This is a genomic window from Wolbachia endosymbiont (group A) of Brachyopa scutellaris (assembly GCF_964026995.1).
Classification (GTDB): Bacteria; Pseudomonadota; Alphaproteobacteria; order Rickettsiales; family Anaplasmataceae; genus Wolbachia; species Wolbachia pipientis.
On sequence record NZ_OZ034720.1, the window covers coordinates 1116996 to 1141738 of the forward strand.

Consider the following 24743-nt stretch of genomic DNA (forward strand, 5'->3'; position numbering starts at 1 on the left):
GCATGGCTTATATCGCACGTATCATGTGAACGCCTAGGTGAAATATAAGCCGAGTTCTGTTTATGTAGCTATTTATCTGGAGTAAATGTTACCATTTACCGCATGCGATTTACCCGAGTAGATATGAGGAAAACATAAAATCTACTTCTATTTAATCTTGCTCCTAGTGTTGGTTACTCGACTACCAATATTGCCATTGCCATGGTGTGCTCTTACCACACCTTTTCACCCTTACCTAAAAATATTTTAGGCGGTAATTTTCTGTAGCCCTATAACTGGAGTTACCTCCGGCGGGCATTACCCGTCACTATTTTTCCTTGGAGCCCGGACTTTCCTCTGCTATGTTTATCACACAACAGCAGCTACTTATTTCACCTAGGAATTATACTTTAACATGAAAATCACAAAAGCAAAAGACAATTTCCTAACAGTCTACATATTAAAAACATTTAGACAAATAGCTAAAGGTGATATTCCGGCACATCATCACTATCCCAAGATAAGCTTTTTTCACTTTTAGACTCCGCTTCAGTTAGTCAAGAGCCTGGTCCACCGCTTGAAGACGATGAGCTACTTCTTGATCGACTACTACTTTCTACTGATATACTATTTAGCACTGTTTCAGATTGATATATAGTTCGCATTCTGTTACCAGTGGTAAAAATTTCTTCATCGCTACTTGAAGATGATCGCCTTCTATAACCCAAATCAGTTAGTTCTAATACAGGAGCAGCATTACGACCCTTAACATATCTATATGCTATGAATCCTATAATTCCAACAATACCTATTGCTCCAACCAAAGATCCCCCTATCATTCCTGCCTTATTAGACCCTATAGCAAGTTGAGTAGGTTGTGGTGAAGAAGTAGACTGAGGAAGTAAAGTCGTGGTGAATATAGGAGTTGTTGACTCTTTTGTTCTAGTACTTGGTATACTAAATACTGTTTGTGTAGTTTTCTCTGAGCTTGTTGTTGGCGCAGTTGGTTCCACTGTTACTGTGCTTGTTTGAGTCGTTGACTCTGTTGAAGGTTTATTCGTTGTAGAAGTAGGTGCAACGGCTTCTGTTGTTGGCTTCACTGTTACTGTACTTGTTTGAGTCGTTGACTCTGTTGAAGGTTTACTCATCGTAGAAGTCGACGCACCAGTCGCTGCTGTAGGTTTTACAGTACTTGTCTCAGTCCCTGAAGTTACTATCGGCACACTAGTTGACGTTGTAGCAACCGTGGTCGCTTGTGAAGTAGTAGTTGTTTTTGCTACTGTCGTTGACTCCGTTGAAGGTTTACTTATTGTAGAAGTAGGTGCAACGGCTTCCGTTGTCAATTTAGTAGTCTTCACAGCGTCGGTTTCTGCTGTGCTAGTAATTGCAGCAGTCGGCGTTTTCTTAGAAGTCACAACCGTTTCTGCAACAGTTATAGGAGCCACGGTACTACTAGAAATAATATCTGGCGTTAATCGACCGTTAATGATATTAACAAAATCACTGAGAGTTTTGATGCTATTTGCCGGTATTATTGTTGCTTCAGAAGATTTTCCAGAGCCGTTTTGATTAAAAGTTACAATATTTTCTCCACTTACCGCAGTTACGATAAAACCACCCTGACCGTTGCCTTTAATATATAATTGCTCTATAGGATCTGTAAATTGATAGATAGGAAAATCTGACACTGATCCATTTTTAAGTAGAGTTGCTATATGTAACCTCTGCTCATTAGCTGATTGGTCATTTTCAAGAAAAGCAACTAGATCATTTCCTTCCGTTTGTTCAACATACTGCAAAAAGCTTATTTCATGTTCTCTAGAAAGAGATAGTGCTTTATTATCTATTTGACCTTTTCGATTACCAAGTAAAAAGCCATTAACTCCATCCTTCAGACCCTGAATCACTTTAGCCATATCAAATTTAAAAATACGTGTTTTTCTCACCTCTTGATTTTCCTTAGTAATCCTTTTGCTCACTTGCGAATAAAGCATCGTGTTTCCATTTAATGCCAATTGCCCCTGATTATCAAAATTGAACAATTTTCTTTCTGTAACACCTTTTTCTCCAGTCAATACCTTAAATTTTCCGCTCTCGCTTGACTTTAAGTACCAAGAAACTAAAGTTTGATCCTTTAAGTTATGGGCGATTACAATTACGTCACCATTACCAACTTTCACTGCTCTTGGTTGAAAGTAACTATTGCCCACATTTGCAAGACTATTATTATCAATATTCTTTTGTAATTTTCTTTTATCTAAATGTTCAACTGAAGGAGTATTAACTGATTGTTTAATTCCGTAAGTATTAAAAGATAAGCCTTTAACGCATTTTTCTCCTTCTTCGCTAATTCCTTCTTCAGGAAAGATAACTCCAACTTTATCTATTTCAGATGAATCTTCTATTAATGTGAGAGATAATTGATCTTTGAATTCATTTGCTACGCTGATATTTGTACCACATTCGTATGTTTTTGATTGATATAATGGACTAATAAGTAATTTTACTTTACTGCTCCCATTACCATTATCTTGATAGCTGAGTCCGTAAGCAACTCCATTCCCCTCAATTAATTCTACGTTTGTTGGATTAAAACCTATCGCTTCTTTAATTTCCGGTGTATTTGAGTTGATCCGAGCAATCTTCTTAATATAGACATAATTTTATTTAAAATATTAATAAAATGCTATTATGATTACTCCTGTGTGTTAATGTCAATGAAAATTTTAACTAAAATTAAAAAATTAATATAATATTTTATACTAAAAGGTAAATATAAGCTTGAAGAGGGCTAAGAAGCTTTATGCTATTTCTCAAAAAACCAACAATTGCAATCATTGGTTCTACAGGTATAATCTGTTAAAGTTTACACGAGTCTCATGAATGATAGAAAAAGAAGAGCAGTTTAGTTTTACATCAGAAAACCTCAAGAAAGCGGGAAAGTTTATAGAGATGTATCCCAAAGGTAGAGAAGGTAGTGCTGTTATGCCTTTACTATATCTGGTTCAAGAGCAATGCGGATGGGTTTCTGAATCTGCTATGCGTTATGTTGCTGATATGCTGCATATTCCACATATTCGTGTATATGAAGTGGCAAATTTTTACACCATGTATAATTTAAAACCAGTAGGCAAATATCTAATACAAATTTGTAGAACAACTCCTTGCTGGTTGTGCAATAGTGAAGAAGTTTTAAATACCTTTAAAAAAAAACTTGGAATCAATATCGGTGAGACTACTAAAGATAATTTGTTCACTTTAAAAGAAGTTGAATGCCTAGGTGCATGCGTTAATGCTCCCGTTGTGCAGATCAATAATGACTTCTATGAAAATCTTACTCCTGAGAAAGTAGAAAACATCATAACAGAACTTTCAGGCAAATAGATGAAAGAAGAATTTTCATTCAAGAGAATCAAGCAATCAGGTTCTGCAAGAGTTGGAACAATTAAAACTCCAAATGGAAGCGTAGAAACACCAGCTTTTATATTCTGTGCAACAAAAGCTGCAATTAAAGCTGCAGATATTGAAAGAATAAGTGAAGCTGGTACCCAAATCATACTTTCCAACACCTATCACCTAATGCTTCAACCAGGAGAGAATACTGTTGCAAAACTTGGTGGTTTGCGCAAGATGATAGGATGGAATGGGCCAATGCTAACTGACTCAGGTGGATATCAGATATTTAGCTTAGGCCACGGATCAGTTTCGGAAGAGATAAAAGGAATAAGAAAAAAACAAAAAACTTTGATCAAAATTAATGAGGATGGGGCAATTTTCCGTTCTTACATTAATGGTAAAATTTATTGCTTAACTCCTGAAAAATCTGTACAAATTCAACAGAAATTAGGTGCAGATTTAATCCTAGTTTTAGATGAATGCACTCCATTTCACGTAAGCAAAGAATACACAGCAAAATCAATGCTCATGAGCCACAGATGGGCTGAACGTTCTTTAAATGAATTTGAAAAAAACAATAATGGCAAGCAGGCACTGTATGGAATTAGTCAAGGCGGAGTGTATCAAGATTTACGTAGAGAAAGTTGTGATTTTATCAACGATTTGCCATTTTTTGGTCAAGCAATAGGTGGATCACTTGGTCAAAGTAAAGAGCAGATGCATGATGTAGTTTCTTTCACTATGGACCACCTGAAAAAAGACAGGCCTACTCATTTGCTTGGTATTGGTGGAATTGTGGACATATTTCGCGGAGTAAAGCTTGGAATTGACACGTTTGATTGCGTGCATCCAACCCGCTTAGCAAGGCATGGTGGCGCACTTGTTAAAGTAAAAAACAGAAATTCTATTTCTTCAAAGTGCAAAGAGCATATTAATTTGCGGAATCAACGATTTGAGCTGGACAACAACCCAATTGAAAGTGACTGTTTATGTTTTACCTGCAGAAAACATTCAAGAGCTTATATACACCATTTACTGAAAGCTAAAGAGCTCCTGGCTTACACGCTCGTTACCATTCATAATATTTTCTTTATGAATAAGTTAATGGCATCAATAAGGCAGGCTATATTAGATGATAGGCTAGATCGGGAGAAAAATAATTGGATTAGTGAGATACCATTACACTGTGAATTATACACCTAGTTCATATTTTTCTACGCTTATTTTATATTCCCTAAAACAGAAAAAGCCTTCCTCTTCCTACTCTTTCTTCCTTGGCTAATCCATAGTTAGCGTCTTTTGCACATGTGCGTTGCATTTTTTAATCTTCTTTAAAAACTTGACAATACATGACAACACTGGTATGTTAGAAATATAGTTTTTGTGAGGTATTTATGGTTAACAATAAAGAAAAACATCAAATAGCGTTTTGCGTTTCAGCCGTTACATTCTTAGCTGGGTTATCATTAATCGCAACTGCAATTGCAGTGGGTACCGTACCTGCTATAGCTGCTTGTCTAGTGATAGGAGGAATTTTGACTGTCTTGTCTGGTGTGCAAGCAGTAGAAAGCTATTTATTTTTACGAAACAGCGAGAAAACTTTGAATAAACTGATAAGTAATATACGCGATGAACCAGAAAGCAAACTTTTTATAGAAAGGATTTTGCAACCGTTCATTGAACTTTTTAGTGAGCTTAAGCAACATAATTAAAGTACACTAAGCTTTAAGCATAGAAACCACTTTATCGTAACTTGGCAATGATTCAATTTCTCCAATTGCAGCTAGAGTGGTTTTTTCATGCTGAGATAACAATTCTTCTGCTGCTTTTTTTACGTTAGCAGTGGTAACTGCACTAATTTTTTCTATTAATTCATTTTTACTGATGTACCTATTATAGTTACCGTAGTAGTGTCCCAATGTTTCAGCACGTGAGCTAACACTTTCGCGTGACATTAAAATTTGGGATTTTACTCGCTCTTTCACTCTATTTACTTCTTCTTCCTTCAGATCATCTGTAGACAACTTCTTCAACTCTGTCGTTATAGATTTTAAAAGCTTATCTAAGTTACTACTGTCTGTACCAGCAAAAATGGAAAACATTCCTGTATTAGTATAGCTGGAATTAAATGAATAAACAGAGTAAGCTAATCCCTGCTTTTCCCTTACTTCCTGGAATAAACGTGATGACATTCCGCTCCCTAATATAGAATCAAGCACTTGAAACGTGTGATATTTATCGTCATGGCGAGAAACACTAGGTAGACCAATTAGCAAGTGTACCTGATCTAATTTACGATGTTCTAAATACTCACCACCAGTACAGCTCGCATTTTGGCTTTTTTTCAGCTTTTTAGAATGAATCTTTGAGAGAAAATCTTTGGTTAATGCAACAACTTCTTCATGTTCAACATTTCCTGCAACGGCAAATAGCATATTCTCACCAAAGTAATGCTCATTTATGTAATTATCTAGATCTCCTCGAGTAAAAGATTTTACAGTATTTTGCGTGCCTAAGATTGACCTACCAAATGGTTGGTCTTTATAAGCTGCCTCAAAATATTTGTCGAAAATAATGTCACTTGGTGAATCATTAGTTTGAAAAATCTCTTGTATTACAACACCCTTCTCACGTTCCAATTCATCTTCTGGAAACGTGGAATTCATCAATATATCTATTAATATATCAATACCAGTTTTTATGTCTTTCTTGAGGACTTTTGCATAATAGGTGGTGCTTTCCCTACCGGTGCTAGCGTTGAAAACTCCACCTATGTCATCAAAAGCTTTTGCAATTTCAAAGGCAGTTCTTGTCTTCGTCCCTTTGAAAGCCATGTGTTCTAAAAAATGGGATATTCCATTTTGCTTTGCACTTTCTGCTCTACTGCCAACACCAACTCGTATGCTTAAAGCTACGGAATCAATATCACGCACCTGCTCAGTTATTATGCGCAGACCATTATCTAATTTTGTTACCCGGGGTATATTCATCTCATATATTCTTCTAAGTTCTCTTCTGCAAAATCCCAATTAATCAAATGATCAAGGAAAACTTTTATGTAGTCAATTCTACGGTTTTGACAATCTAAATAATAGGCGTGCTCCCACACATCCATAGTGAGTAGTGGCACTTGGCCATAAATTATTGGCAAATCTGCATTTGGAGTCTTGGTGATTTTGAGCTTTCCTAACCTACCTTTTTCGAGCACTAACCATACCCATCCACTGCCAAACTGGCTTACTCCATGACTCGAAAATTCTTCATAAAATTTATCAAAGCCACCGATATCGTCTTGAATTTTTTTTGCTAGAAGACTACCATCTTTAGGCTTACCACCACCATTTTTTTTCATTGAATTCCAATAAAAAGTATGGTTCCAAACTTGTGCTGCATTATTAAATATAGGCAAGTTGCCGCTATTACCATGCACTTTTGTTATTAATTCCTCAATTTTTACATGTTGATAATCCGTATTTTCAACTAGCTCGTTGAGTTTATTTAAATATCCTTTATGGTGCTTATCATAATGAAAATCTAAGGTTTTTGCAGATATATAAGGCTCCAAAGCTGTTTTATCGTATGGTAATTCAGGTAAAGTAAAACTCATAAAAACCTCTTTATTTCTAACCTACTTGGATGGTAGGGCAATATATGCTTTTGTGCAACATATAATTAATAGCTAAAACATTTAGGTATCTATTGCATTATTCTAAATTATACTACAATAACGATTATTATATAAGCCATAGAAATGGATTAAATGCAAAAGTTACTTGACACCCTTCGCCAACCCCCTTATCATGAAACTGAAGCTATTTATTTATCTTCTCTGTACAGGTTAAATGACAAAAAAACTCAACGTATTTGGCGTCTCATGTTTAATTTTTTGCACTATGTGCACCTTATGTCTTCACAACATTTCTGGGTTTTTACCTATATAAGCTGAAACGCGCTTATAAGTCGTTTAAGACAGTATAGTACGCCGATTTGCAGGATTAGAGAGTGACAACTAGCTAACACGGGGTTTCTTTTGCCTTTTTTTCTGCTTAGTAAATTTCTTAAACATTCAAACTAAGGTGAGTTGCATTTAAAAGCAGCTAAATTGCAGCGTTTAAGACTTAAAAAACGCCAATACTGAAAATAGACAATGACTAGGGCTTCTTTTGCCTTTTTTTTCGTTTGGTAAATTTCTTAATGTTTGTAGCTAACATGAACAAACATTTGAGAGTAACTTCTGCTAGTAGGGTGTCATCCCAGTGCTTGACACTGGGATCCAGCTTTCTTTATAAATTCACCAAAAGTGCTTCATTCTATAACGCAAAACCCATACTCACCAAACCCAATGCATTACTTGCAACTAAGTTTCCTGGATCCCAGTGTCTGGGCACTGGGATGACAAAAAAAGGAGCACTGGGATGACATCATAGGGGCGCTGGCCTGACAATCGTCATTCCGCTACGTGTTAGCGGGATCTAGAGATACCGTGACGGTATGACAAGGGAGAACAGTTGTATTCCTGCACAATTTATTCTCATGACAAAAACGTCTTAACTTTCTCTCTACTTTTTCTGGGTAAGGTCAATTTTGTGAAAAAATGGATTGAATTATAGGCAGATTTGGCTATTATTTGTAATACATGGGTATTAGGTAAAATGTTTAAATTTGATCCTTTATTATTAGCTCGAATTCAGTTTGCCTTCACAATAGGCTTTCACATTATATTTCCTGCTTTCACGATCGGGCTTGCAAGTTTTCTAGCCTTTTTGGAATGGTGTTGGCTTAAGACTGGTGATACACGTTTCCGTGATGTTTATAAATTCTGGATCAAGATTTTTGCCGTTGCTTTTGGCATGGGAGTGGTATCTGGAGTTGTAATGTCATATCAACTTGGTACCAATTGGTCGATTTTTTCTGACCGCATAGCCAATGTTCTCGGCCCTCTATTTTCCTTTGAGGTTTTAACAGCCTTTTTTCTGGAGGCATCTTTTTTGAGTATTATGCTATTTGGATGGAATAGAGTAAGTTCTCGTATGCACTTTGCTTCTACTTGTATTGTTGCAGTGGGAACGCTTATTTCAGCTTTTTGGATTATTGCAGCCAACAGCTGGATGCAAACACCCACTGGATTCACGATTGGTGAGAATGGTCTCCTATATCCAACCAATTGGTTAGAGATTATTTTTAATCCTTCTTTCCCTTATCGCTTTATTCATATGGTAACAGCAGCCTATCTTACAACAGCGTTCGTGGTGGGCGGTGTAGGGGCGTTTTATCTTTGGAAAACGCGACATGCTCCTCAAGCAAGAATTATGTTTGGTATGGCAACCATTATGGTAGCTTTAGCTGCACCATTTCAGTTGTTTGTGGGGGATAAGCATGGATTAAATACTCTAAAGCATCAACCTGCTAAGATTGCTGCAATGGAAGGTATATGGGAAACCGAAAAAGGGGCTAGCTTACTTTTGTTTGCTTATCCAGATCAGCAAAACGAAATTAATCACTATGAAATAAAAATTCCTAATCTTGCCAGCTTGATCTTAACACATGATTTTTTAGGAGAAGTAAAAGGATTAAAGGAATGGAAAAAAGAAGATAGACCGCCTGTAGTATGGGTATTTTGGTCCTTCCGTGTAATGGTTGGAATCGGAATTTTAATGATTATGATTGGATTAATTAGTGTTATACAATACTTTCGTGGCAAGTTATTCCAAAGTTGTTTCTTGCATGGACGGTGGATGTTAATGATGCCGTCTGGGTTCATAGCATTACTTGCAGGTTGGTTTACTACTGAAATTGGCCGTCAACCTTACACTGTATATGGAATTATGCGCACAATTGAATCATTTTCACCTGCGATTACCGGTCCTCAGGTTGCATGGTCTTTGATTGCATTTATCGTTATGTATACCCTTATATTTGGAGCAGGTAGTTACTATATTCTGAAACTTATATACAAAGGAATTCCTGTCATTAAAGAAGAGCAATTTTATAAACACGGTATTGGAGCTTCAGTGATTGATGCTGGTACATCTGGAAAGGACAACAATCATGTTTGATTTTTCTTCCTTAATTAATTTACCCCTAATCTGGGGATTACTAATTGCCATAGCTGTTTTACTGTATATTTTAATGGATGGGTTTGATTTAGGTATTGGTATTTTACTTCCTTTTGCACCGTCAGATAAATGCCGTGATCACATGATAAGCTCAATTGCACCATTTTGGGATGGAAACGAAACATGGTTGGTATTGGGTGGTGGAGGGTTGTTTGCTGCTTTTCCTCTTGCATATTCAATATTAATGCCTGCTTTTTATATTCCAATCATTATTATGCTGCTTGGCCTTATAGTGCGCGGAGTATCCTTTGAGTTTCGTTTTAAGGCAGAAGGAAAATACAGGCGATTATGGGATTATGCCTTTCATTTTGGGTCACTTGGTGCTGCATTTTGCCAAGGCATGATTTTAGGTGCATTTATACATGGTGTAGAAGTAAACGGACGCAACTTTTCTGGTGGCCAATTTGATTGGGCAAGTGCTTTTAGTGTAATGACAGGCATTGCTGTGATATTTGGATATGCACTTTTAGGTTCTACATGGCTCATAATGAAGACAGAAAATATAACACAAGAATGGGCACGCAAGGTTGCTTCTTATACGCTTGGTTTTGTAGGTATTTTCATGGGACTAGTGAGTGTAGTGACACCATTTTTAAATGAACGTATTAAAAACTTTTGGTTTAGCATGCCAAATTTTTATTATTTATTTTCTATTCCATTACTCACATCTTGGCTATTTTTCATGCTGTGGTTTGATCTTCAGAATACTAAACGGGAGTACCGTCCATTCTTTCTCAGTATTGCTATTTTTTTTATGGGATATTTAGGTTTAGGAATTAGTATCTACCCATGGATTATACCTTTTCAATATACCATTCTGGATGCAGCTGCTTCTGGGCCAAGTTTATCTTTAATGCTCATTGTTATAATACCGCTTTTACCAATCATTTTAACTTACACTGGTTATTGCTATTATGTCTTTCGTGGAAAATCAAATTATGAACACACATATTAAGGAGTTAGTGACCTTATGGTTAAAACGTTACCCTTAAATCAAGCAGTCGTTCAGGCAATGGCGTCAACTTAAGAGCCTTCATTAGCAAACCCTCCTATGGATTTTCTGAAAAGTTTTTGAGTATATTGTATTTTTAATTTGTAGAATAAGTTTTTTTCCTTTTTGCATGCTAACCAAAAAGGTTTCTGTCATCCTTCTTGTCATATAAGTAGCTTGACGCGGGCATTCAGTTTTCTTTATAATTTTCTTTGTGAAAGAACAAAAATGCTTATTTGTAACCATAGCTGGCTTACCAAATGCTGGGAAGTCTACATTAATTAACAGCATCATAGGCAAGAAAATTGCAATTGTCACCCCTAAAGTGCAAACAACAAGGACGCAAATAAGGGGTGTTGCAACATGCAACAACACACAAATTGTCTTTACTGACTCCCCAGGAATTTTCTCAGCAGAAACAAAACTTGAAAAAGCTTTAGTCAAATCTGCATGGTCGGCAGTTAAGGATAGTGACATCACTTTGTTGCTTGTTGATGTAAGCAATTATTTGAAAAATATAGAAAGAATTAAGACTATATTTATGCGGCTGCAGCGCACAAAAGGCAGATGCATTTTGGTTATCAATAAAACTGATTTGGTAAAAAGGCCTGAATTAAAGATGGCGCATGAGCATCTGAATTTGCTTTATAAATTTGAAAAGGTTTTTATGATATCAGCATTAAAGAATGATGGACTTTCTGATTTGATGAATTACTTGTCTGAAGTTGCATCGTTGAGCCCCTGGTTTTATGAAGAAGATCAAATAACCGATTCCTCGACAAATTTTTTATCAGCAGAAATTACGAGAGAAAAATTATTCTTGAACTTGCATGAAGAATTGCCATACTCTACAGCTGTTATAACTGAACAATTTGAGGAAAAAAAAGATAAGAGTTTAGTCATCAAACAGATCATATTTGTGTTGAAAGATAGTTATAAAAAAATAGTGCTAGGAAAAGATGGCAGTAATATTAAAAAAATTAATATCGAAGCGCGTGCTGAACTAGAAAAATTATTTGAGTGCAAGGTACACCTCTTTTTATTTGTGAAAGTGCGACCTTGGATCGACCGTCCGGAGGAGTATATAGGCAATGCTTAATTCTTTATTGGTATTTGATATTGAAACTATACCAGATGTAAATTCCTGCAAAAATTTACTCAATATTAGTGATGATAGTAGTGTAGAAGAGAAGAGGGATGCATTAACAAAATATCATCTTGAAATAACAAACGGGCAAAACTCTTTTCTGCGTCAGCCTTTTCACCTTGTTGTAGTTATTAGTTTTTTACTTTGCAATATAAGCTACCAGAGTGGTTATGAGGTGTTCACACTGCAAGAAATAAGATCTGGAGGCACACTAAATTCCAGTGAAAAGGAGCTAGTGAAAGGATTTTTTAACTACATATCAGAGAAAAAGCCAAGATTAGTTTCGTTCAACGGACGCACTTTTGATATACCAGTGCTGAAGTATCGTGCTATGGTCCATGGCATTCAAGCGGAATATTTTCATAAAGCTGGCGATAAGTGGAATAGTTACAATCAGAGATATAGCAGTGATTGGCATTGTGATTTGCTTGAATCCCTCTCTGATTTTGGAGCTTCTGCGAGAGTAAAAATGAACGAAGTTTGTGCAGCATTTAATCTTCCTGGTAAGATTGGAGTTGATGGGTCACAAGTTATGGGCTTATATGATAGCGGCAAGATACAAGAGATTCGAGATTATTGTGAAACAGATGTAATTAACACTTATTTGATTTACTTAAGGTTCATGCATCATCAGGGAAGGATTACTACTGAAAGCTACAACAAAAGTGTGGAAGAGCTGCTTTTAGAGTGCGAAAAAAAAGAATACCTAAAGAAATTTAAAGAAGAATGGCAAATAACTTGTGGTGGAAAAATTTTACTTCCATAGAATAAATAGTCGAGTTATAATGCACTAACAAGCGAACCTCTGTACTAAATTTTGGTTAATATACACGTTGAGCATATTAAGAAAGTTGCTTTTAAGGTATTGCATTTTACTTTTATTTTCGTTATAAGGTTGCTTTAAGTTGAATTTTCAACATTTTTATACTATTTACATTTAAGATATGATTTCGAAATTTTTTGGGGGCACTTCATGAAAAAGTCTATGTATACTAGAACTGCTCTAGTTTCTTTATTAACTTTATGTTCTTTCAGCAATTTTGCAGCTGACTTTCCTGATGAGAGTATGAAGGAAATAAAAAAGCAAGAGAGCACAAAAACTTCTGGAAAAACAGAAGTTATGAAAACATCAAATAAAAAACTGAAAGAAAAGATGGACAGAATATGTAATGCTGATCCAAGAAAAAAAGCTGAAGAGCTTAAGAAAAAGGAGGAGATGAGATTAGCAGCCGAGCAGAAGAAAAAAGAGGAGATCAGGCTAGCAAATGAGAAAAAAGCAAAGCTTATAGAGGATTCAAAAGCGAAAGCTCTAAACGCTAAGAATTCTAATATAGAAAAAGGTAAAGTTTCAAAAACTAAGCGTTCTAAAACTAAGAATGCTAAAGTTGAAGCTAAAGATGTAAAGAAGGATGTAAAAGTTGTTAACAAAAATACAGAGGAAAAAGGTAAGGCAAGTCCTGTTGTTTCAGTTGGTGGAGTTGATATTATCGATACCAATCAAGGGCAAAGTAATTTAAGAATAACTTTTGGTGGTGTTGTTGATGCTCAAGGTTATGGCAAAGCTGGACCAAGTGGCGCAGATTATAAACGTTATAACGTTATGCCAAACAGATCTACAGAGTATTATAATGCCACTCCAGATATAACAAGAGGAGCAAATCCAATATTCTATGAAGGAATAGGAAATATTGGTGATTACAGCAACGATATGGGTATGATTGCTGATGCAATATTGCACCTCAGAGCAGAAAATAAGAATGAAGATTTAGGTCTTCTTTATGGTGCTGACGTGCAGTTTCATGTCCCAGTGACCGAGGGTAAGGGAGCTTCACAGGGTGTTTATGCTGCAAAAGGCAGAAGTGCGCATGTGTTTGTTAACTCAAAATATGGTGACGTGAAGCTTGGTTACCAATTTGGTCCTGAGGCTCTGATGAGGCTTGATGCAACAAGAATTGCGACTGTTGACGGAGCTGCAGATAGTGACTGGTTCAGAAAAGTGAACTTAGAAGGAAGCGCTGCTAGCTTTCCATTTTATGTAACACCACGTCTTTACACTGAAAGTTTTTCGAGTGAAAGTGAAAAATTCTCTTTCCGCATGGCAGGGAAATATAACAAAGGCGTTATGACTACACTGCCATTTAGAGTTGCCTACTACTCACCAAATTATATGGGCGCAAGATTTGGTATCAGCTACTCACCTCGTTATGATAGTAGTTTGTTTACTGTAAAAGAAACAGTTCCAGAAGATAAAGGCGGTAAGACAGAACATAAGGAAACGATAAAGCATGTCGGTCCAGACTATGAGCACATAGTAAGTGCTGGTGCATCATATGAATATGACTTTGATAAACATAACATAAAAGTTAAAACTTCTGCAGTTGGTGAATATGGCTTTCCAAAGCAACCAAGTAAAGATAAGCATCTTTATAAGGAATTTGTAGAGTATAATGATCTGATGGGTGTTAATTTGGGTGTAAGCGCTGATTATAAGATTAATGAAGATCAAGGCATAAAATTTGCTGCCTCTTTTGCATACTTGGGCAAATCTGGTCAACCGAAGGGTATTAAAATAAAAGGTAATGATGACTATAAACAAATTCCTGAAAAGGATCCTCAAGATCAAAGTAAGGACAATAAAGAGTATGAAAGAATTAAAGGCTTAGCTCAATTCGATAACAATACCATGTATTGGACTGTAGGAGCTGGGTATCAACATGAGAATATCTACACAAGTTTGACGTACTTTGGCAGCAGAATGAATGACAAAGATATGCTTCATGATGGTGCACTTGGCGTTCAATATGATCTGTCTCCTGTATGCAGTAAGAGCAAATTTGTTCCTTACGCAGCTCTCCATTATTTTATGACTAACGAAACAGGTAAGCTGAAAGATGAGTCTGATGCTGATGTACCTTCTAACCAAGGAATTCTCCTTCTTACTGGTGTGAAGTTTTCTTTCTAACCAGCCAGTACACACCACAGTTAACTGTGGTGTGTATTTCCAGATGAAAATTTTATATTGAAAAAATTTCCAATATATGGTATAATAGCTTAAAGTAGAACTAACAATATCATGGATATAACAGTAAATCTTAATGGAGAATTTGAGGAAATAGTACAGTCCCATTCCATGTTACAAAATCGTTCCGTACCACAACAAATCGAGCATTGGGCTAAAATTGGTCAAGTTGTTGAAGATAACCCGGAGCTAAGCTATAACATCATTAAAGAAATCCTTTCAGGTATTGAGGATGCTAAATTAGGCAATATTGAAGAGTATAAGCCTTTGTAGCCATATTCCATAAGTGCTCCTTTTCTATCGTCTCAGTGCCAATTTTTGTCATACCAGTATTTCTCTCCTTGTTATCCCAGCACCCCTTTCCTGTCATTCCAGTGCTTGACACTGGAATCCAGCTTTTGATCGAAAATGTTGTATAATGCACAATCAATTTTTCTGGATCCAAGTAGTCAAGGCACTGCCTTTGTCTTTGAGGCAAAACCGGCTATAACACTTAACATACTGCCTTTACAAACAAATGTTTGTACAGCTGTATGTCAAGCACTGGAATGACACCCTATGGTCACCGGAATGACGCTTTATGGCTACTTAGATGATGAGAAAAGAACACACTGCCCTTATTCTACTGGCCGTATAGCTACTTTCAAATTTAATCAATTAAGCAGGAGGCCCCTATGCAAACCACACTAAAAAATCATTTAGCTGGAGAATTACTTACCACCGCTACGTGCTGGAAATTAAAGCTCGCAGGTGGAGAAGTAATGGGATTCACTGACTATGATGAAGATTTAAATATTGATAATATACTCTATAAATCTTCAAGTGGATTTACAGCCAGTAGTATAATATTAAACAGCGATTTAAAAACTGATAATCTAGAAATTGAAGGGATATTAAATAGTGCTGATATTAAAGAAGAAGATGTTTTATCAGGAAAGTACGACTTTGCAAATATTGAAATATTTCTTGTGAATTATAAAGACTTGACCCAGGGAACAATGAATCTACATTCAGGAATTTTTGGTAAAGTGACATTAAGTAGTGGAAGATTTATTGTTGAAATTAGAGGGCTTTCAGCAAAGCTTGAGAGAAGCATAGCAGAATTATACTCTCCTGCATGCAGAGCACAATTTTGCGATGATAAATGTAAAGCCGATACTAAAAAATTTAGTAAAATAAGTACAATCACTAAAGTAATAGACGAAAGAAGATTTGAAGACACGAATTTAACTGAGAGTGATGAATATTATAAGCACGGAGTAGTAAAATTCTTTGGCTCAACAGCATTTGAAGGTGTAGTAAAAGAATATAAAAATAAAGTAGTTACATTGTTTACTGCGCCTCCATACCAAATTTTTGCTGGAGATAAATATTCAATACTTGCAGGTTGCGATAAAACATTTCCAACTTGCAGAAGCAAGTTTAACAATACTGTGAATTTTCGTGGTGAACCCTATATACCAGGTTTTTATATTGTTTAGCAGCACAATTTTCAATATCATGAATACATGGAAAGGTGGCTGAGTGGTCTAAAGCACACGCTTGGAAAGCGTGCACATATGAAAATATGTCGGGGGTTCAAATCCCCCCTTTTCCGTATGTTACTTCTAGAATAGTATAAAACCCTCGGTCGCGCACACAACTGTACAAACATTGTAATATGGTACAATGTTACAACTATGCGGTGGTAATTTACGATAAATTCATGTAGCCATTTCAAATTTAGCCATACCAATGTCAGTAAATTGATTAAGCAAATAACACTTGAGTAGCAGTTCCTTCCCACGATTAATTTCAGATTTGTTCCGAAAATTAAACCCGAATGTTTGTTTCAGTCGCGAGAAAAAACTTTCTACATAAGATCTTTTTCCGTAGTTTGTTTGCCTTTTCCACCTCTTCATTCCATCTTCGCTGTATGACTTTATTAGTCTAATTGCAGCATTTCTCTCTGCCATACTTTGGATGCTCTGCTGCATTGTTTTTTTGGAGGAATTTTTGTCTTTATGCCGCATTCATCACACAATTTATAGAGTTTATGTCTGTCATATGCTCTGTCTGCATATAGTGCTTTTATGGCATGCTGAAAATTAACTCCTTTAAGTAAATCGCAAGCTCCATAGTGATCAGACCGTTACTGTATTTTGCAGCTATGGCTTTTTTGCTGTTTATATTCAACATTACATGCAATTTTCTTGTCTGTTCATAGCCACGATATTTTCTGTCAGCGCTATTTTCCTTGCTGTGTGTTGTTATAAATGCTGATGCTTGTGCTATCTATGGCAATTTCGATATCTTCCATATTATTTTTATCAATTCTGCAATCATTGATCTTAATATTAAGTTTTTTTTGAAGCTTGCGAATAGCTGATAACTGCCAAATCTCTTCCTATTTGTTGCAAATATCCTTTTATAAACCCGACTGTTTGTCTTAAGCCAATTCTAAAAAGATTAACGATTATATGCACTAAAATCACAACTTTATCACTATAAATATAGTTGCCGCCCTGCATTTTTGGACTATTTTCATACCAATTTTCGATAGCTTTATCGATGTAACGAAAAATATTTCCTCTTTTTTCTAGAAATTTGTTATATTCATGGCAGTTACTAACTCTCATTTTTTGTGGCATATTTTTTCTTCAACAGTTAAATAGCTATTTATAATGAATTTTGTCAGTAGCCACCAGATTTTTTCAGTTGCTATGCAACAAAGCCATCCCAGTGTCAAGCACTGGGATGACAGGAAAAGAGGCTATTTGGATGACATCTTTCTTCTTGGTATAAATTATTTTATATCTCAATGTTCATACAGCTATGCACGTTGCTGCATAGTGGATGAGGTGTACTACCTCTAAGAATATACATTATCTCACATAATAATATAATATTTCGTTCATAAATCAACGTTTTTAACATGCAGCAAGAACATTTCCGTTGTAATTAAGGTTCTTAAGATGTATATTAATGAATCTTGTTTTCAATAAATAATGAAAGTAATAATTGTCATGATAATGTTATTGTGTAGCAGTTACACAATGGCAAGCGAGAGAATAAGTCTAGTGGATAAAAAACTATCTCAAGGATATGTAGCTCCAGTGCTTACAGAAAATAGCGTTATTTTATCAGACAAGCACGGCGCTTTATATTCCTTTGATATTGATAACTCAAAGGCTATGAATTGGAAATTACACCTCTCACATAGGAAAAAAATTGGTAACATGAGCCTATCACATTATGAAAAAAATGTTTTCTTTATAGTGGATAACGTTCTACACACAATAGATGCAAAAACCGGCAAGATTGAGTGGGAAAAAGAATTGAGAGCTCCAGTAAGAGGGAAAGCAGCAGTAATAAACAATAAATTGGTAGTATTGACTATTGATAATTATCTGTACGTGTTTGATATAAAAGATGGCAGCTTCGTTTGGACTTATCAAAACGGTATCAATGAGGTTCGAGGTTTGTATTCCATATCGCCAGCAATTTCTAATGATAAAATAATAGCACCATTTTCAAATGGTGAGTTAATAGCTTTTAATGAAGACGGTAAAAAATTGTGGAGCCAAAAATTGGCTACAAACCTTTTGGATACACAGCTCACAGATGTAACTACTACACCAAGAGTGCTTGGCGATACTTTAATAGCTACAAATAATTCTTATATTTATGGTATTGACGTAAAATCAGGAAATATTTTATGGTCAAAGTCACTGCAAGTAAAAAGTGTATCAGACATTGAGTCATATTATAGTCCTCTTATTCCTACAGAGAAACAAAAAGAAGGCGGAAGAATTTTTATAGTTACTAAAGACGATAAAATAATTGGCCTGGATATAAAAAATGGAGAAACAGTCTGGGCATCTGATTTAATAGAAAATACGCAATTGTTTGCTCCAATTATGCATGCCCATACACTGTGGGTGACAAGCAATAAAAGTTCAATGTTTGCTTTTCCTGGATCTGAAAGTGCAGGAAAGGTAGTCAAAGTACCTGGTAATGTGTTTCACACTCCAGTGTTTACTCATGATAAAATATATGTAACAACTGAGGGAAAAGGTGTTTATTCTTTAGAAAATAGGTTTGTTCTTTATGATTGATTATGACCTGATTGTTATAGGTGGTGGTCCAGGCGGTTATAAGTGTGCTATCGCTGCTGCAAAACTTGGATTGAAAGTTGCCTGTATAGATAAAAATAGCATTTTTGGTGGTACGTGCTTGCGAGTGGGGTGCATACCCTCCAAAGCACTACTCCATTCTTCCTATCAGTATGCTCACACGAAAAATGATCTGTCAAAGCTTGGCATAAAAATTAAGGACGCAAGTTTCGACTTAAAAGAAATGCTAGGCTATAAGGATGCCAGAGTTCAGGAACTTGGAAAAGGTATAGAATATCTGTTTAACCTTCACAAAATCACTAAAGTCAATGGGCTTGGGGAAATTACTTCTTTTGACCAAGGTAATCTTGAAGTTTCAGTTAAAGGTAAGGTGCTGAAGACAAAAAATATAGTAATTGCAACCGGTTCTGACGTTATTTCTTTGCCAGGAATTAATATCGATGAGAAAAGTATTATTTCATCAACTGGTGCATTATCTTTAACTGAAGTACCAAAAAAACTTGTCGTAATCGGAGCCGGGGCAATAGGGCTTGAAATGTCTTCTGTATGGAGGAGGCTAGGGTCTGAAGTCACTGTAGTAGAATTTTTTGATAGAATCGCTGCAGCAATGGATGGAGAATTAAGTAAGTCTCTACTTTCTAGTCTACAAAAACAAGGAATAAAATTTTTACTTAGCACTAAAGTTGAGGAGATAAAACAAAGTAGTAATTCTTTGAGTGTGAAAGTTTGCTCTGTAAAAGATAATCAAACAAACACTATAGAGGCGGATAAGGTATTGGTGGCAGCAGGGCGCAAACCATGCACTGAGGGTCTTGGTATTGATGAAAAAATAGAAAAAGATAATCGCGGTTTCGTTCAAGTTAACAACAGATATGAAACCAATGTAAAAGGAATATTTGCTATTGGTGATGTGATTGGTGGAGCAATGCTTGCTCATAAAGCAGAGGAAGAAGGAGTGGCAGTTGCAGAGATAATAGCAGGACAGTCACCTCACGTTGATTATGAAATTATACCATCTGTCATTTACACTCACCCTGCGGTTTCTTCGATCGGTAAAGCCGAAGAGGAACTCAAAAATGCTGGCTATAAGTACAAAGTTGGTAAATGTCAATTTGCTGCAAACGGCAGAGCAAAAATCACTGATGATGCTGAAGGATTCGTGAAAGTGCTGACTTGTAGCAGAGCAGATACAATACTAGGTGTGCATATCATAGGAGCATACGCTGATACGCTAATCAACGAAGCAGCGGTTGCAATGGCATATGGCGCAGCAGCAGAGGATATATACAGAATTTGTCACTCTCATCCTGATATAAATGAAGCCTTTCGAGATGCGTGCATCGATGCTTTCTTTAAAAAATAATTGTGGACCTCGGTTCAATCATTGAAAAATGGTATGAGTGGCTGAGGTGCAACAGATCTTATTCACCAAACACTTTAGAGTCATACATGAGGGACTTGAAGGATCTTATAAGTTTCCTAAATACTCACATTGGTGGAGAAGTAAATGTCGGCACTTTGGAAAAATTGAGCGTACCTGAGTTAAGAAGTTGGCTTACCTCTCGTTATGCAAGAGGTGTGAATGCAAGATCTAACGCTCGTGCATTGTCAGTAATCAGAAATTTTTTCAAGTACATAAAAAACAACTACAATATAGACAATGAAGCTGTATTTTCCTTATCAAGGCCAATTCAGAGAAGAACTCTGCCCAAAGCATTATCAATACCTGATATAAAAACTTTGGTGAAAGAAATGAAATTATCTGACTTGAGCGAACCCTGGGTGGTAAAAAGAGAAATCACAATTATCGTCCTGCTATATGGTACAGGCTTAAGAATCAGTGAAGCGTTGAACCTTAGGGTTAGTGATATTAACAATGAAAGTTTAATAGTAACAGGTAAGGGAGATAAACAAAGGCAGGTATTCATTCTTCCGGTAGTAAAAAAGTGTATACAAGAATATGTAAAAGCCTGTCCTTATCTTGGCACTAATAATGAAACACAATATCTTTTTTTGGGAGTAAGAGGAAAAAAATTGGGAAGAACTTATGTGGCTAATCGTTTGCAAAAAATAAGGAGAATATTAAATCTGCCAGAAATCTTATCTCCACATGCATTTCGTCATAGTTTTGCTACTCATTTGCTTCAGGAAGATATTGACATAAGATCAATACAACAACTGCTTGGCCATTCAAGCCTGGAAACTACTCAAGTTTACACTCACCTCAATTATCAAGATGTTTTTAATATGTATAAAAATTTTCAGCAGAGTTTGGAGAAGAAATCAAAACCTTAACTTCGTTCTAAATCACCAAGCTGAGTGCTTTTAACGTTGCTAAGTGTTGTGTTTGCTTTGTATGAAAAGTAGCATCCAATTGTAAAAAAGGCAAATGCAGTTACAGCAAGTGGAATACATATTTCCAAATTAGGTATTGTTAAACATGCACCAACAGCAAACGCTCCAGACAACACAAAAGAAGCATAAGCGTAGTTGCTTTGTTCTCTACCAGAAGAAATTGCTTGCGAGGGTTTTTCGTTTTTATTACTCAGACTTTTAGTACGGAGCAGTCTATTTTCTGATGAAAGCCTATCTCTTTCTTCCCTTACTTGTTTCAAATCTCTTTTTAATTGTGAAATTTCAACAGTGTCACTTGCTCTTCCATACACAATTCTATTAAGTCGAGTTACTTCACTATTTAGATCATTGATTTTTGTTTTTTGAGCCGATTTTTCCTGCCTTAAATCTTTTTCTAATTGTGAAATTTTGCTAGTTTTATTCGCTAGCTCTTGCTCTGTTTCTGTGAGTTGAGCTTTTGTTCTTTCAAGTTCATTTCTAAGGTTTTCGAGCTGCTGCAACTCTCGAGCAATGAATTCATCGTTTATTTCTGGTTGAACATTATGTGTATTTGCTACAGGTTGCTCTGCACTTGCAGGAAATTTCTCATTTAAATAATTTGTAATAGATTCGATTGGATTATTAACATTTCTCCATGCAGCAATAATAATTGCATAATTCATGAAGTCATTATCTTCTACTAATTTTTTCACATCATCTAAATTCTTGCTATTAATAGCATCAATCAATCGCTCTTTAATAGCTTGTTCGATTATTTGCTTTAATTGTTTCTCTTCAATAATTTTCCTTAATTGTTTCCGTTCTATCATCGCAGGTGTTGACTTTATTTGATTAAGATCAAGCTCTTTATGTTTTAAAAGCTTTATCAATACTTCTTTTCCATTTTCTGTTATTTTTTCTGGGCATAATATGATAATCGAGCTCAAGGGGGTTGCTATTTCTCCATGTCTCATTCTTCTCCAGCAATTAGGGTTAAGCTCTTCATTCAATAGCATGTTCGCTTGGTAAAAGTCTCTACTAGCAAGAGCACCTAACAACTCGTTTGCTTTTTGTGCTTTTTTAAATTCTAATTTTATTACGTCCTCAAATCCTCTTGCAATACAATTCACAGAGCTTTTACATTCATAATTTCTAATATCAGTTTCCACACCTGGGTGCGTGAGCAATATTTTTACCATATCTCTAGCTCCAACTTGGCAAGCAATATGTAAGGCAGTATTTTTTTGTATCTTGGATGTTCTTATCTTCTCCTTTACACCGTCATAGTAGGAATTGAAATATCTACGTTCACCTGAATCACCCACGTTATCTACAGATCGACCATCATTACAATATATATAATAACCTGGTTGCACTTCTGCAACTTCTTGACCACAAAATAAATATACTAGACGCCCATGTCGATCTCTCTTTTGCCTTTCCTCATAAACATATTCCCTACTTTGAGCGTTAATATCGATACTGCTATTTTGTATAAGCAATTTAGCCATTTTTTCTAACGTGGCCTGTCCATCACCGCTGACAGCGCAGACGTTGACAATAGACATCAAAGGTGTCATGCCCTCCTCATCAAACGCATTAACATTCGCACCCTCTGCCAGAGCTTGTTTAAAAGCTTCTAGGTTTTCATCATCAATAGCTTTAAATAACTTTTGTGTCGGTGCATCTAGAGTTCTCTGATATCTATAACCATTAGTATTTATCCCATCCCCTCCATAAAGCATATTAAACCTACCTAATAATTTACTAATATAATTATGAAAAAGAAAAGGAAAATTGCAAGCGATTTATTCAAAATCCTAGAATTAACTACGACTCTAAAAACTTCTCTGCATCAAGTCCAGCCATGCACCCTGTTCCTGCTGCAACTACTGCCTGACGATATACCTTATCTTGAACATCACCTGCAGCAAATACTCCTGCTTTACTAGTTAAAGTTGTTCCAGGTTTTGTAATTATATAACCCTGCTGATCCATTTCAACAAAGCCTTTAAAAATACCTGTATTTGGTGCATGCCCAATTGCAATGAACACTCCATCCACTTCTAACTCTTGAGCTTCCGTTGATTTAACTATAATACCAGTAACTTTTTTTGGATTTTCTTCTCCAAGAATCTGCTCTACGGTATGGTTCCACATTACTTTTATTTTATCATTTTTAAAGAGCCTATCTTGCATTACTTTTTCCGCTCTCAATTTATCACGCCTGCGTATTAATATCACTTCTTTGGCAAATCGAGTTAAAAATATTGCTTCTTCAACAGCAGTGTTTCCACCACCAACCACAGCTACAACTTTATTCCTAAAAAATGCACCATCGCAAGTCGCACAAGCTGAAACTCCGTAACCTTGAAATTCCTTTTCACTCTCCAAACCAAGCCATTTTGCTTGCGCACCAGATGCAATTATAATTGCATCTGAATAGTAGTCATTAGTATTACCAGAAGATCTAAACCTATACTCATTAGAATCCTCAAGTTGTTCAACGCTTTTTATCTCATCATCTATTATTTTTGCTCCAACCTTTTCTGCATGCAACCTCATTTGCTCCATTAGTTCTGGCCCTTGTATTGAAACAAAACCAGGATAGTTTTCAACATCTGTAGTAATTGTAAGCTGACCACCAGGCTGCATTCCCGTTACTACAATTGGCTCTAAGTTTGCACGTGCTGCATATATAGCGGCAGCATAACCCGCTGCCCCAGATCCAATAATAAGAACTTTTGTACTAAATTTATAATTCTTCACTGTATGAGTTTAGATAATCAGCTACTCCTTCATCGCTTGCCTGCATTGCTGGCTTACCTTTTTTCCACCCTGCTGGACACACCTCACCATGCTCTTCATTATGTTTAATTGCATCAACGATTCTAACGAATTCATCGATATTACGCCCTAAAGGCAAATCATTTATCGATTGATGACGTACAATAAATTTATCATCAATAACGAAAGTTGCTCTCAGCGCAATTGAGTCATCATATAAGACCCCATAGTCTCTTGATATAGACTTTTTGATATCAGACACTAAAGTGTAGCTAATCTCTCCAATACCACCATCATTAACTGGAGTGTTTCGCCATTTATAATGTGAAAATTTTGAATCTACACTTATTCCTATCACTTCAACACCACGCTTTGCAAACTCATTTATTCTATTATTGAGCGATATCAATTCAGTTGGGCAAACAAAAGTAAAATCAAGTGGATAGAAAAAAAGGACAGCATACTTATTTTTTATGCGCTTACTCAGACAGAAATCATCAACAATTTCTCCGTCAGAGAGAACAGATGAAGAAGTAAAATCGATAGCAGATTTTGTTACAAGATTCATAATTAACCTATTCTTTTAAAATAACTTCAATTTTACATCTTGATAAACTTATATGCAAGTTTTCTTTGGTTTTAGTCCTATAAAAACTTCCTAAAATAGCTCTTCTTTTTTACCGATAAGATACAATCCAGGTTGGAATACTGAGTTGGTGAGTATAAAATTCTACGTCATGCCACCGCGAACCGTCATACCGCCACGGTATCTCAGCCGCTCACAAGTAGCGGGATGACGAGCTTATCGTCATGCCACCGCGAACCGTCATACCGCGATTCATTCGCGGTATCTCTAGAT

24 protein-coding genes, 1 tRNA gene and 1 other RNA gene are annotated in these 24743 nt (G+C 36.0%); 15 read left to right on the top strand and 11 right to left on the bottom strand.

All coding sequences use genetic code 11. The features are described from left to right. Window positions 1-29: 29 nt before the first annotated feature. Window positions 30-379, bottom strand: an RNA gene (gene rnpB, locus AAGD93_RS05725) — RNase P RNA component class A. Window positions 380-536: 157 nt separating this feature from the next. After that, the gene (locus AAGD93_RS05730) at window positions 537-2189 is read right to left on the bottom strand and encodes a hypothetical protein (protein ID WP_246165608.1); all 1653 of its coding nucleotides are present in this window, start codon (window positions 2187-2189) and stop codon (window positions 537-539) included. 673 nt (window positions 2190-2862) lie between these two features. Here AAGD93_RS05730 and nuoE point away from each other — a divergent pair. From nuoE to AAGD93_RS05745, 3 genes are all read left to right on the top strand, one after another. Then, on the top strand, window positions 2863-3363 hold the full coding sequence (gene nuoE / locus AAGD93_RS05735) for an NADH-quinone oxidoreductase subunit NuoE (protein WP_010962799.1): 501 nt from the start codon (window positions 2863-2865) through the stop codon (window positions 3361-3363). Beyond that, the gene (gene tgt, locus AAGD93_RS05740) at window positions 3364-4578 is read left to right on the top strand and encodes a tRNA guanosine(34) transglycosylase Tgt (protein ID WP_341819275.1); all 1215 of its coding nucleotides are present in this window, start codon (window positions 3364-3366) and stop codon (window positions 4576-4578) included. A 191-nt stretch (window positions 4579-4769) separates the two neighbouring features. Then, a complete protein-coding gene (locus AAGD93_RS05745; RefSeq protein ID WP_010082444.1) occupies window positions 4770-5087 on the top strand; it encodes a hypothetical protein in 318 nt (105 codons plus the stop codon). A 6-nt stretch (window positions 5088-5093) separates the two neighbouring features. On the opposite strand, the gene AAGD93_RS05750 is transcribed toward AAGD93_RS05745, so the two are convergent. Further along, window positions 5094-6365, bottom strand: coding sequence for a M16 family metallopeptidase (locus AAGD93_RS05750; protein ID WP_010962800.1), 1272 nt, complete (start codon window positions 6363-6365; stop codon window positions 5094-5096). Beyond that, window positions 6362-6982 carry a superoxide dismutase gene (locus AAGD93_RS05755; protein WP_010082437.1) on the bottom strand — a complete coding sequence of 207 codons (621 nt, stop codon included), beginning with the start codon at window positions 6980-6982 and terminating at the stop codon, window positions 6362-6364. The genes AAGD93_RS05750 and AAGD93_RS05755 overlap by 4 nt, the downstream gene beginning before the upstream one ends. 587 nt (window positions 6983-7569) lie before the next feature. Here AAGD93_RS05755 and AAGD93_RS05760 point away from each other — a divergent pair. The 7 genes from AAGD93_RS05760 to AAGD93_RS05790 all read left to right on the top strand — a co-directional run bounded on the left by AAGD93_RS05760 (window position 7570) and on the right by AAGD93_RS05790 (window position 14921). Then, window positions 7570-7794 carry a hypothetical protein gene (locus AAGD93_RS05760; RefSeq protein ID WP_065094887.1) on the top strand — a complete coding sequence of 75 codons (225 nt, stop codon included), beginning with the start codon at window positions 7570-7572 and terminating at the stop codon, window positions 7792-7794. 233 nt (window positions 7795-8027) lie between these two features. Continuing rightward, window positions 8028-9431, top strand: a complete 1404-nt coding sequence (locus AAGD93_RS05765) for a cytochrome ubiquinol oxidase subunit I (RefSeq protein ID WP_341819919.1) — start codon at window positions 8028-8030, stop codon at window positions 9429-9431. Then, window positions 9424-10446: a cytochrome d ubiquinol oxidase subunit II gene (cydB, locus tag AAGD93_RS05770; RefSeq protein ID WP_010962802.1), complete on the top strand. Its 1023-nt coding sequence runs from the start codon at window positions 9424-9426 to the stop codon at window positions 10444-10446. The genes AAGD93_RS05765 and cydB overlap by 8 nt, the downstream gene beginning before the upstream one ends. A gap of 250 nt (window positions 10447-10696) precedes the next feature. After that, window positions 10697-11581, top strand: coding sequence for a GTPase Era (gene era, locus AAGD93_RS05775; RefSeq protein ID WP_341819276.1), 885 nt, complete (start codon window positions 10697-10699; stop codon window positions 11579-11581). Next, on the top strand, window positions 11574-12395 hold the full coding sequence (locus tag AAGD93_RS05780; protein WP_012673253.1) for a 3'-5' exonuclease: 822 nt from the start codon (window positions 11574-11576) through the stop codon (window positions 12393-12395). Before era ends, AAGD93_RS05780 begins: the two co-directional genes overlap by 8 nt. Window positions 12396-12602: 207 nt before the next feature. Next, entirely contained in the window at window positions 12603-14591 is a 1989-nt protein-coding gene (locus AAGD93_RS05785; protein WP_341819278.1) for a porin, read from the top strand. Window positions 14592-14702: 111 nt separating this feature from the next. After that, window positions 14703-14921, top strand: a complete 219-nt coding sequence (locus AAGD93_RS05790) for a TA system antitoxin ParD family protein (RefSeq protein ID WP_341819279.1) — start codon at window positions 14703-14705, stop codon at window positions 14919-14921. On the opposite strand, the gene AAGD93_RS05795 is transcribed toward AAGD93_RS05790, so the two are convergent. Beyond that, complete coding sequence (locus tag AAGD93_RS05795; protein ID WP_341819281.1) at window positions 14884-15126, bottom strand: WPE palindromic element domain-containing protein; 243 nt, start codon at window positions 15124-15126, stop codon at window positions 14884-14886. The genes AAGD93_RS05790 and AAGD93_RS05795 overlap by 38 nt on opposite strands. Before the next feature lie 196 nt (window positions 15127-15322). Here AAGD93_RS05795 and AAGD93_RS05800 point away from each other — a divergent pair, with 196 nt between their 5' ends. Continuing rightward, window positions 15323-16129 carry a DUF2163 domain-containing protein gene (locus AAGD93_RS05800; RefSeq protein ID WP_182319462.1) on the top strand — a complete coding sequence of 269 codons (807 nt, stop codon included), beginning with the start codon at window positions 15323-15325 and terminating at the stop codon, window positions 16127-16129. 29 nt (window positions 16130-16158) lie between these two features. Beyond that, a tRNA-Ser gene (locus AAGD93_RS05805) sits at window positions 16159-16245 on the top strand. Between the two features lie 106 nt (window positions 16246-16351). Here AAGD93_RS05805 and AAGD93_RS05810 read toward each other — a convergent pair. The 3 genes from AAGD93_RS05810 to AAGD93_RS05820 all read right to left on the bottom strand — a co-directional run bounded on the left by AAGD93_RS05810 (window position 16352) and on the right by AAGD93_RS05820 (window position 17278). Next, window positions 16352-16603, bottom strand: a complete 252-nt coding sequence (locus tag AAGD93_RS05810; protein WP_022626339.1) for a hypothetical protein — start codon at window positions 16601-16603, stop codon at window positions 16352-16354. Continuing rightward, on the bottom strand, window positions 16573-16722 hold the full coding sequence (locus AAGD93_RS05815; RefSeq protein ID WP_285520262.1) for a hypothetical protein: 150 nt from the start codon (window positions 16720-16722) through the stop codon (window positions 16573-16575). Before AAGD93_RS05815 ends, AAGD93_RS05810 begins: the two co-directional genes overlap by 31 nt. A gap of 262 nt (window positions 16723-16984) precedes the next feature. Next, window positions 16985-17278: a transposase gene (locus AAGD93_RS05820; RefSeq protein WP_080717625.1), complete on the bottom strand. Its 294-nt coding sequence runs from the start codon at window positions 17276-17278 to the stop codon at window positions 16985-16987. 357 nt (window positions 17279-17635) lie between these two features. Here AAGD93_RS05820 and AAGD93_RS05825 point away from each other — a divergent pair, with 357 nt between their 5' ends. Genes AAGD93_RS05825 through AAGD93_RS05835 form a run of 3 tightly spaced genes read left to right on the top strand, consistent with a single transcriptional unit; the run spans window position 17636 to window position 21058 of the window. After that, entirely contained in the window at window positions 17636-18745 is a 1110-nt protein-coding gene (locus AAGD93_RS05825) for a PQQ-binding-like beta-propeller repeat protein (RefSeq protein WP_341819282.1), read from the top strand. Further along, window positions 18738-20126 (top strand): dihydrolipoyl dehydrogenase, encoded by a 1389-nt coding sequence (gene lpdA / locus AAGD93_RS05830; RefSeq protein WP_341819283.1) that lies wholly within the window; start codon window positions 18738-18740, stop codon window positions 20124-20126. Before AAGD93_RS05825 ends, lpdA begins: the two co-directional genes overlap by 8 nt. A gap of 2 nt (window positions 20127-20128) precedes the next feature. Continuing rightward, window positions 20129-21058: a tyrosine recombinase XerC gene (locus tag AAGD93_RS05835; RefSeq protein WP_341819284.1), complete on the top strand. Its 930-nt coding sequence runs from the start codon at window positions 20129-20131 to the stop codon at window positions 21056-21058. Here the strand turns inward: AAGD93_RS05835 and AAGD93_RS05840 are convergent. From AAGD93_RS05840 to AAGD93_RS05850, 3 genes are all read right to left on the bottom strand, one after another. After that, on the bottom strand, window positions 21055-22842 hold the full coding sequence (locus tag AAGD93_RS05840) for an ankyrin repeat domain-containing protein (RefSeq protein WP_341819285.1): 1788 nt from the start codon (window positions 22840-22842) through the stop codon (window positions 21055-21057). The two genes, AAGD93_RS05835 and AAGD93_RS05840, sit on opposite strands and share 4 nt — an antisense overlap. 85 nt (window positions 22843-22927) lie before the next feature. Next, complete coding sequence (trxB, locus tag AAGD93_RS05845) at window positions 22928-23866, bottom strand: thioredoxin-disulfide reductase (RefSeq protein WP_341819286.1); 939 nt, start codon at window positions 23864-23866, stop codon at window positions 22928-22930. Continuing rightward, a complete protein-coding gene (locus AAGD93_RS05850; protein WP_341819287.1) occupies window positions 23853-24452 on the bottom strand; it encodes a peroxiredoxin in 600 nt (199 codons plus the stop codon). The genes trxB and AAGD93_RS05850 overlap by 14 nt, the downstream gene beginning before the upstream one ends. Window positions 24453-24743 lie beyond the last annotated feature (291 nt).

Coding starts and splice junctions, on each gene's coding strand:
- nuoE (WP_010962799.1), top strand. CDS start 2,863: ATGATAGAAAAAGAAGAGCAGTTTAGTTTTACATCAGAAAACCTCAAG.
- tgt (WP_341819275.1), top strand. CDS start 3,364: ATGAAAGAAGAATTTTCATTCAAGAGAATCAAGCAATCAGGTTCTGCA.
- AAGD93_RS05745 (WP_010082444.1), top strand. CDS start 4,770: ATGGTTAACAATAAAGAAAAACATCAAATAGCGTTTTGCGTTTCAGCC.
- AAGD93_RS05750 (WP_010962800.1), bottom strand. CDS start 6,365: ATGAATATACCCCGGGTAACAAAATTAGATAATGGTCTGCGCATAATA.
- AAGD93_RS05755 (WP_010082437.1), bottom strand. CDS start 6,982: ATGAGTTTTACTTTACCTGAATTACCATACGATAAAACAGCTTTGGAG.
- AAGD93_RS05760 (WP_065094887.1), top strand. CDS start 7,570: ATGTTTGTAGCTAACATGAACAAACATTTGAGAGTAACTTCTGCTAGT.
- AAGD93_RS05765 (WP_341819919.1), top strand. CDS start 8,028: ATGTTTAAATTTGATCCTTTATTATTAGCTCGAATTCAGTTTGCCTTC.
- cydB (WP_010962802.1), top strand. CDS start 9,424: ATGTTTGATTTTTCTTCCTTAATTAATTTACCCCTAATCTGGGGATTA.
- AAGD93_RS05780 (WP_012673253.1), top strand. CDS start 11,574: ATGCTTAATTCTTTATTGGTATTTGATATTGAAACTATACCAGATGTA.
- AAGD93_RS05785 (WP_341819278.1), top strand. CDS start 12,603: ATGAAAAAGTCTATGTATACTAGAACTGCTCTAGTTTCTTTATTAACT.
- AAGD93_RS05790 (WP_341819279.1), top strand. CDS start 14,703: ATGGATATAACAGTAAATCTTAATGGAGAATTTGAGGAAATAGTACAG.
- AAGD93_RS05800 (WP_182319462.1), top strand. CDS start 15,323: ATGCAAACCACACTAAAAAATCATTTAGCTGGAGAATTACTTACCACC.
- AAGD93_RS05810 (WP_022626339.1), bottom strand. CDS start 16,603: ATGGCAGAGAGAAATGCTGCAATTAGACTAATAAAGTCATACAGCGAA.
- AAGD93_RS05820 (WP_080717625.1), bottom strand. CDS start 17,278: ATGCCACAAAAAATGAGAGTTAGTAACTGCCATGAATATAACAAATTT.
- AAGD93_RS05825 (WP_341819282.1), top strand. CDS start 17,636: ATGAAAGTAATAATTGTCATGATAATGTTATTGTGTAGCAGTTACACA.
- lpdA (WP_341819283.1), top strand. CDS start 18,738: ATGATTGATTATGACCTGATTGTTATAGGTGGTGGTCCAGGCGGTTAT.
- AAGD93_RS05840 (WP_341819285.1), bottom strand. CDS start 22,842: ATGCTTTATGGAGGGGATGGGATAAATACTAATGGTTATAGATATCAG.
- AAGD93_RS05850 (WP_341819287.1), bottom strand. CDS start 24,452: ATGAATCTTGTAACAAAATCTGCTATCGATTTTACTTCTTCATCTGTT.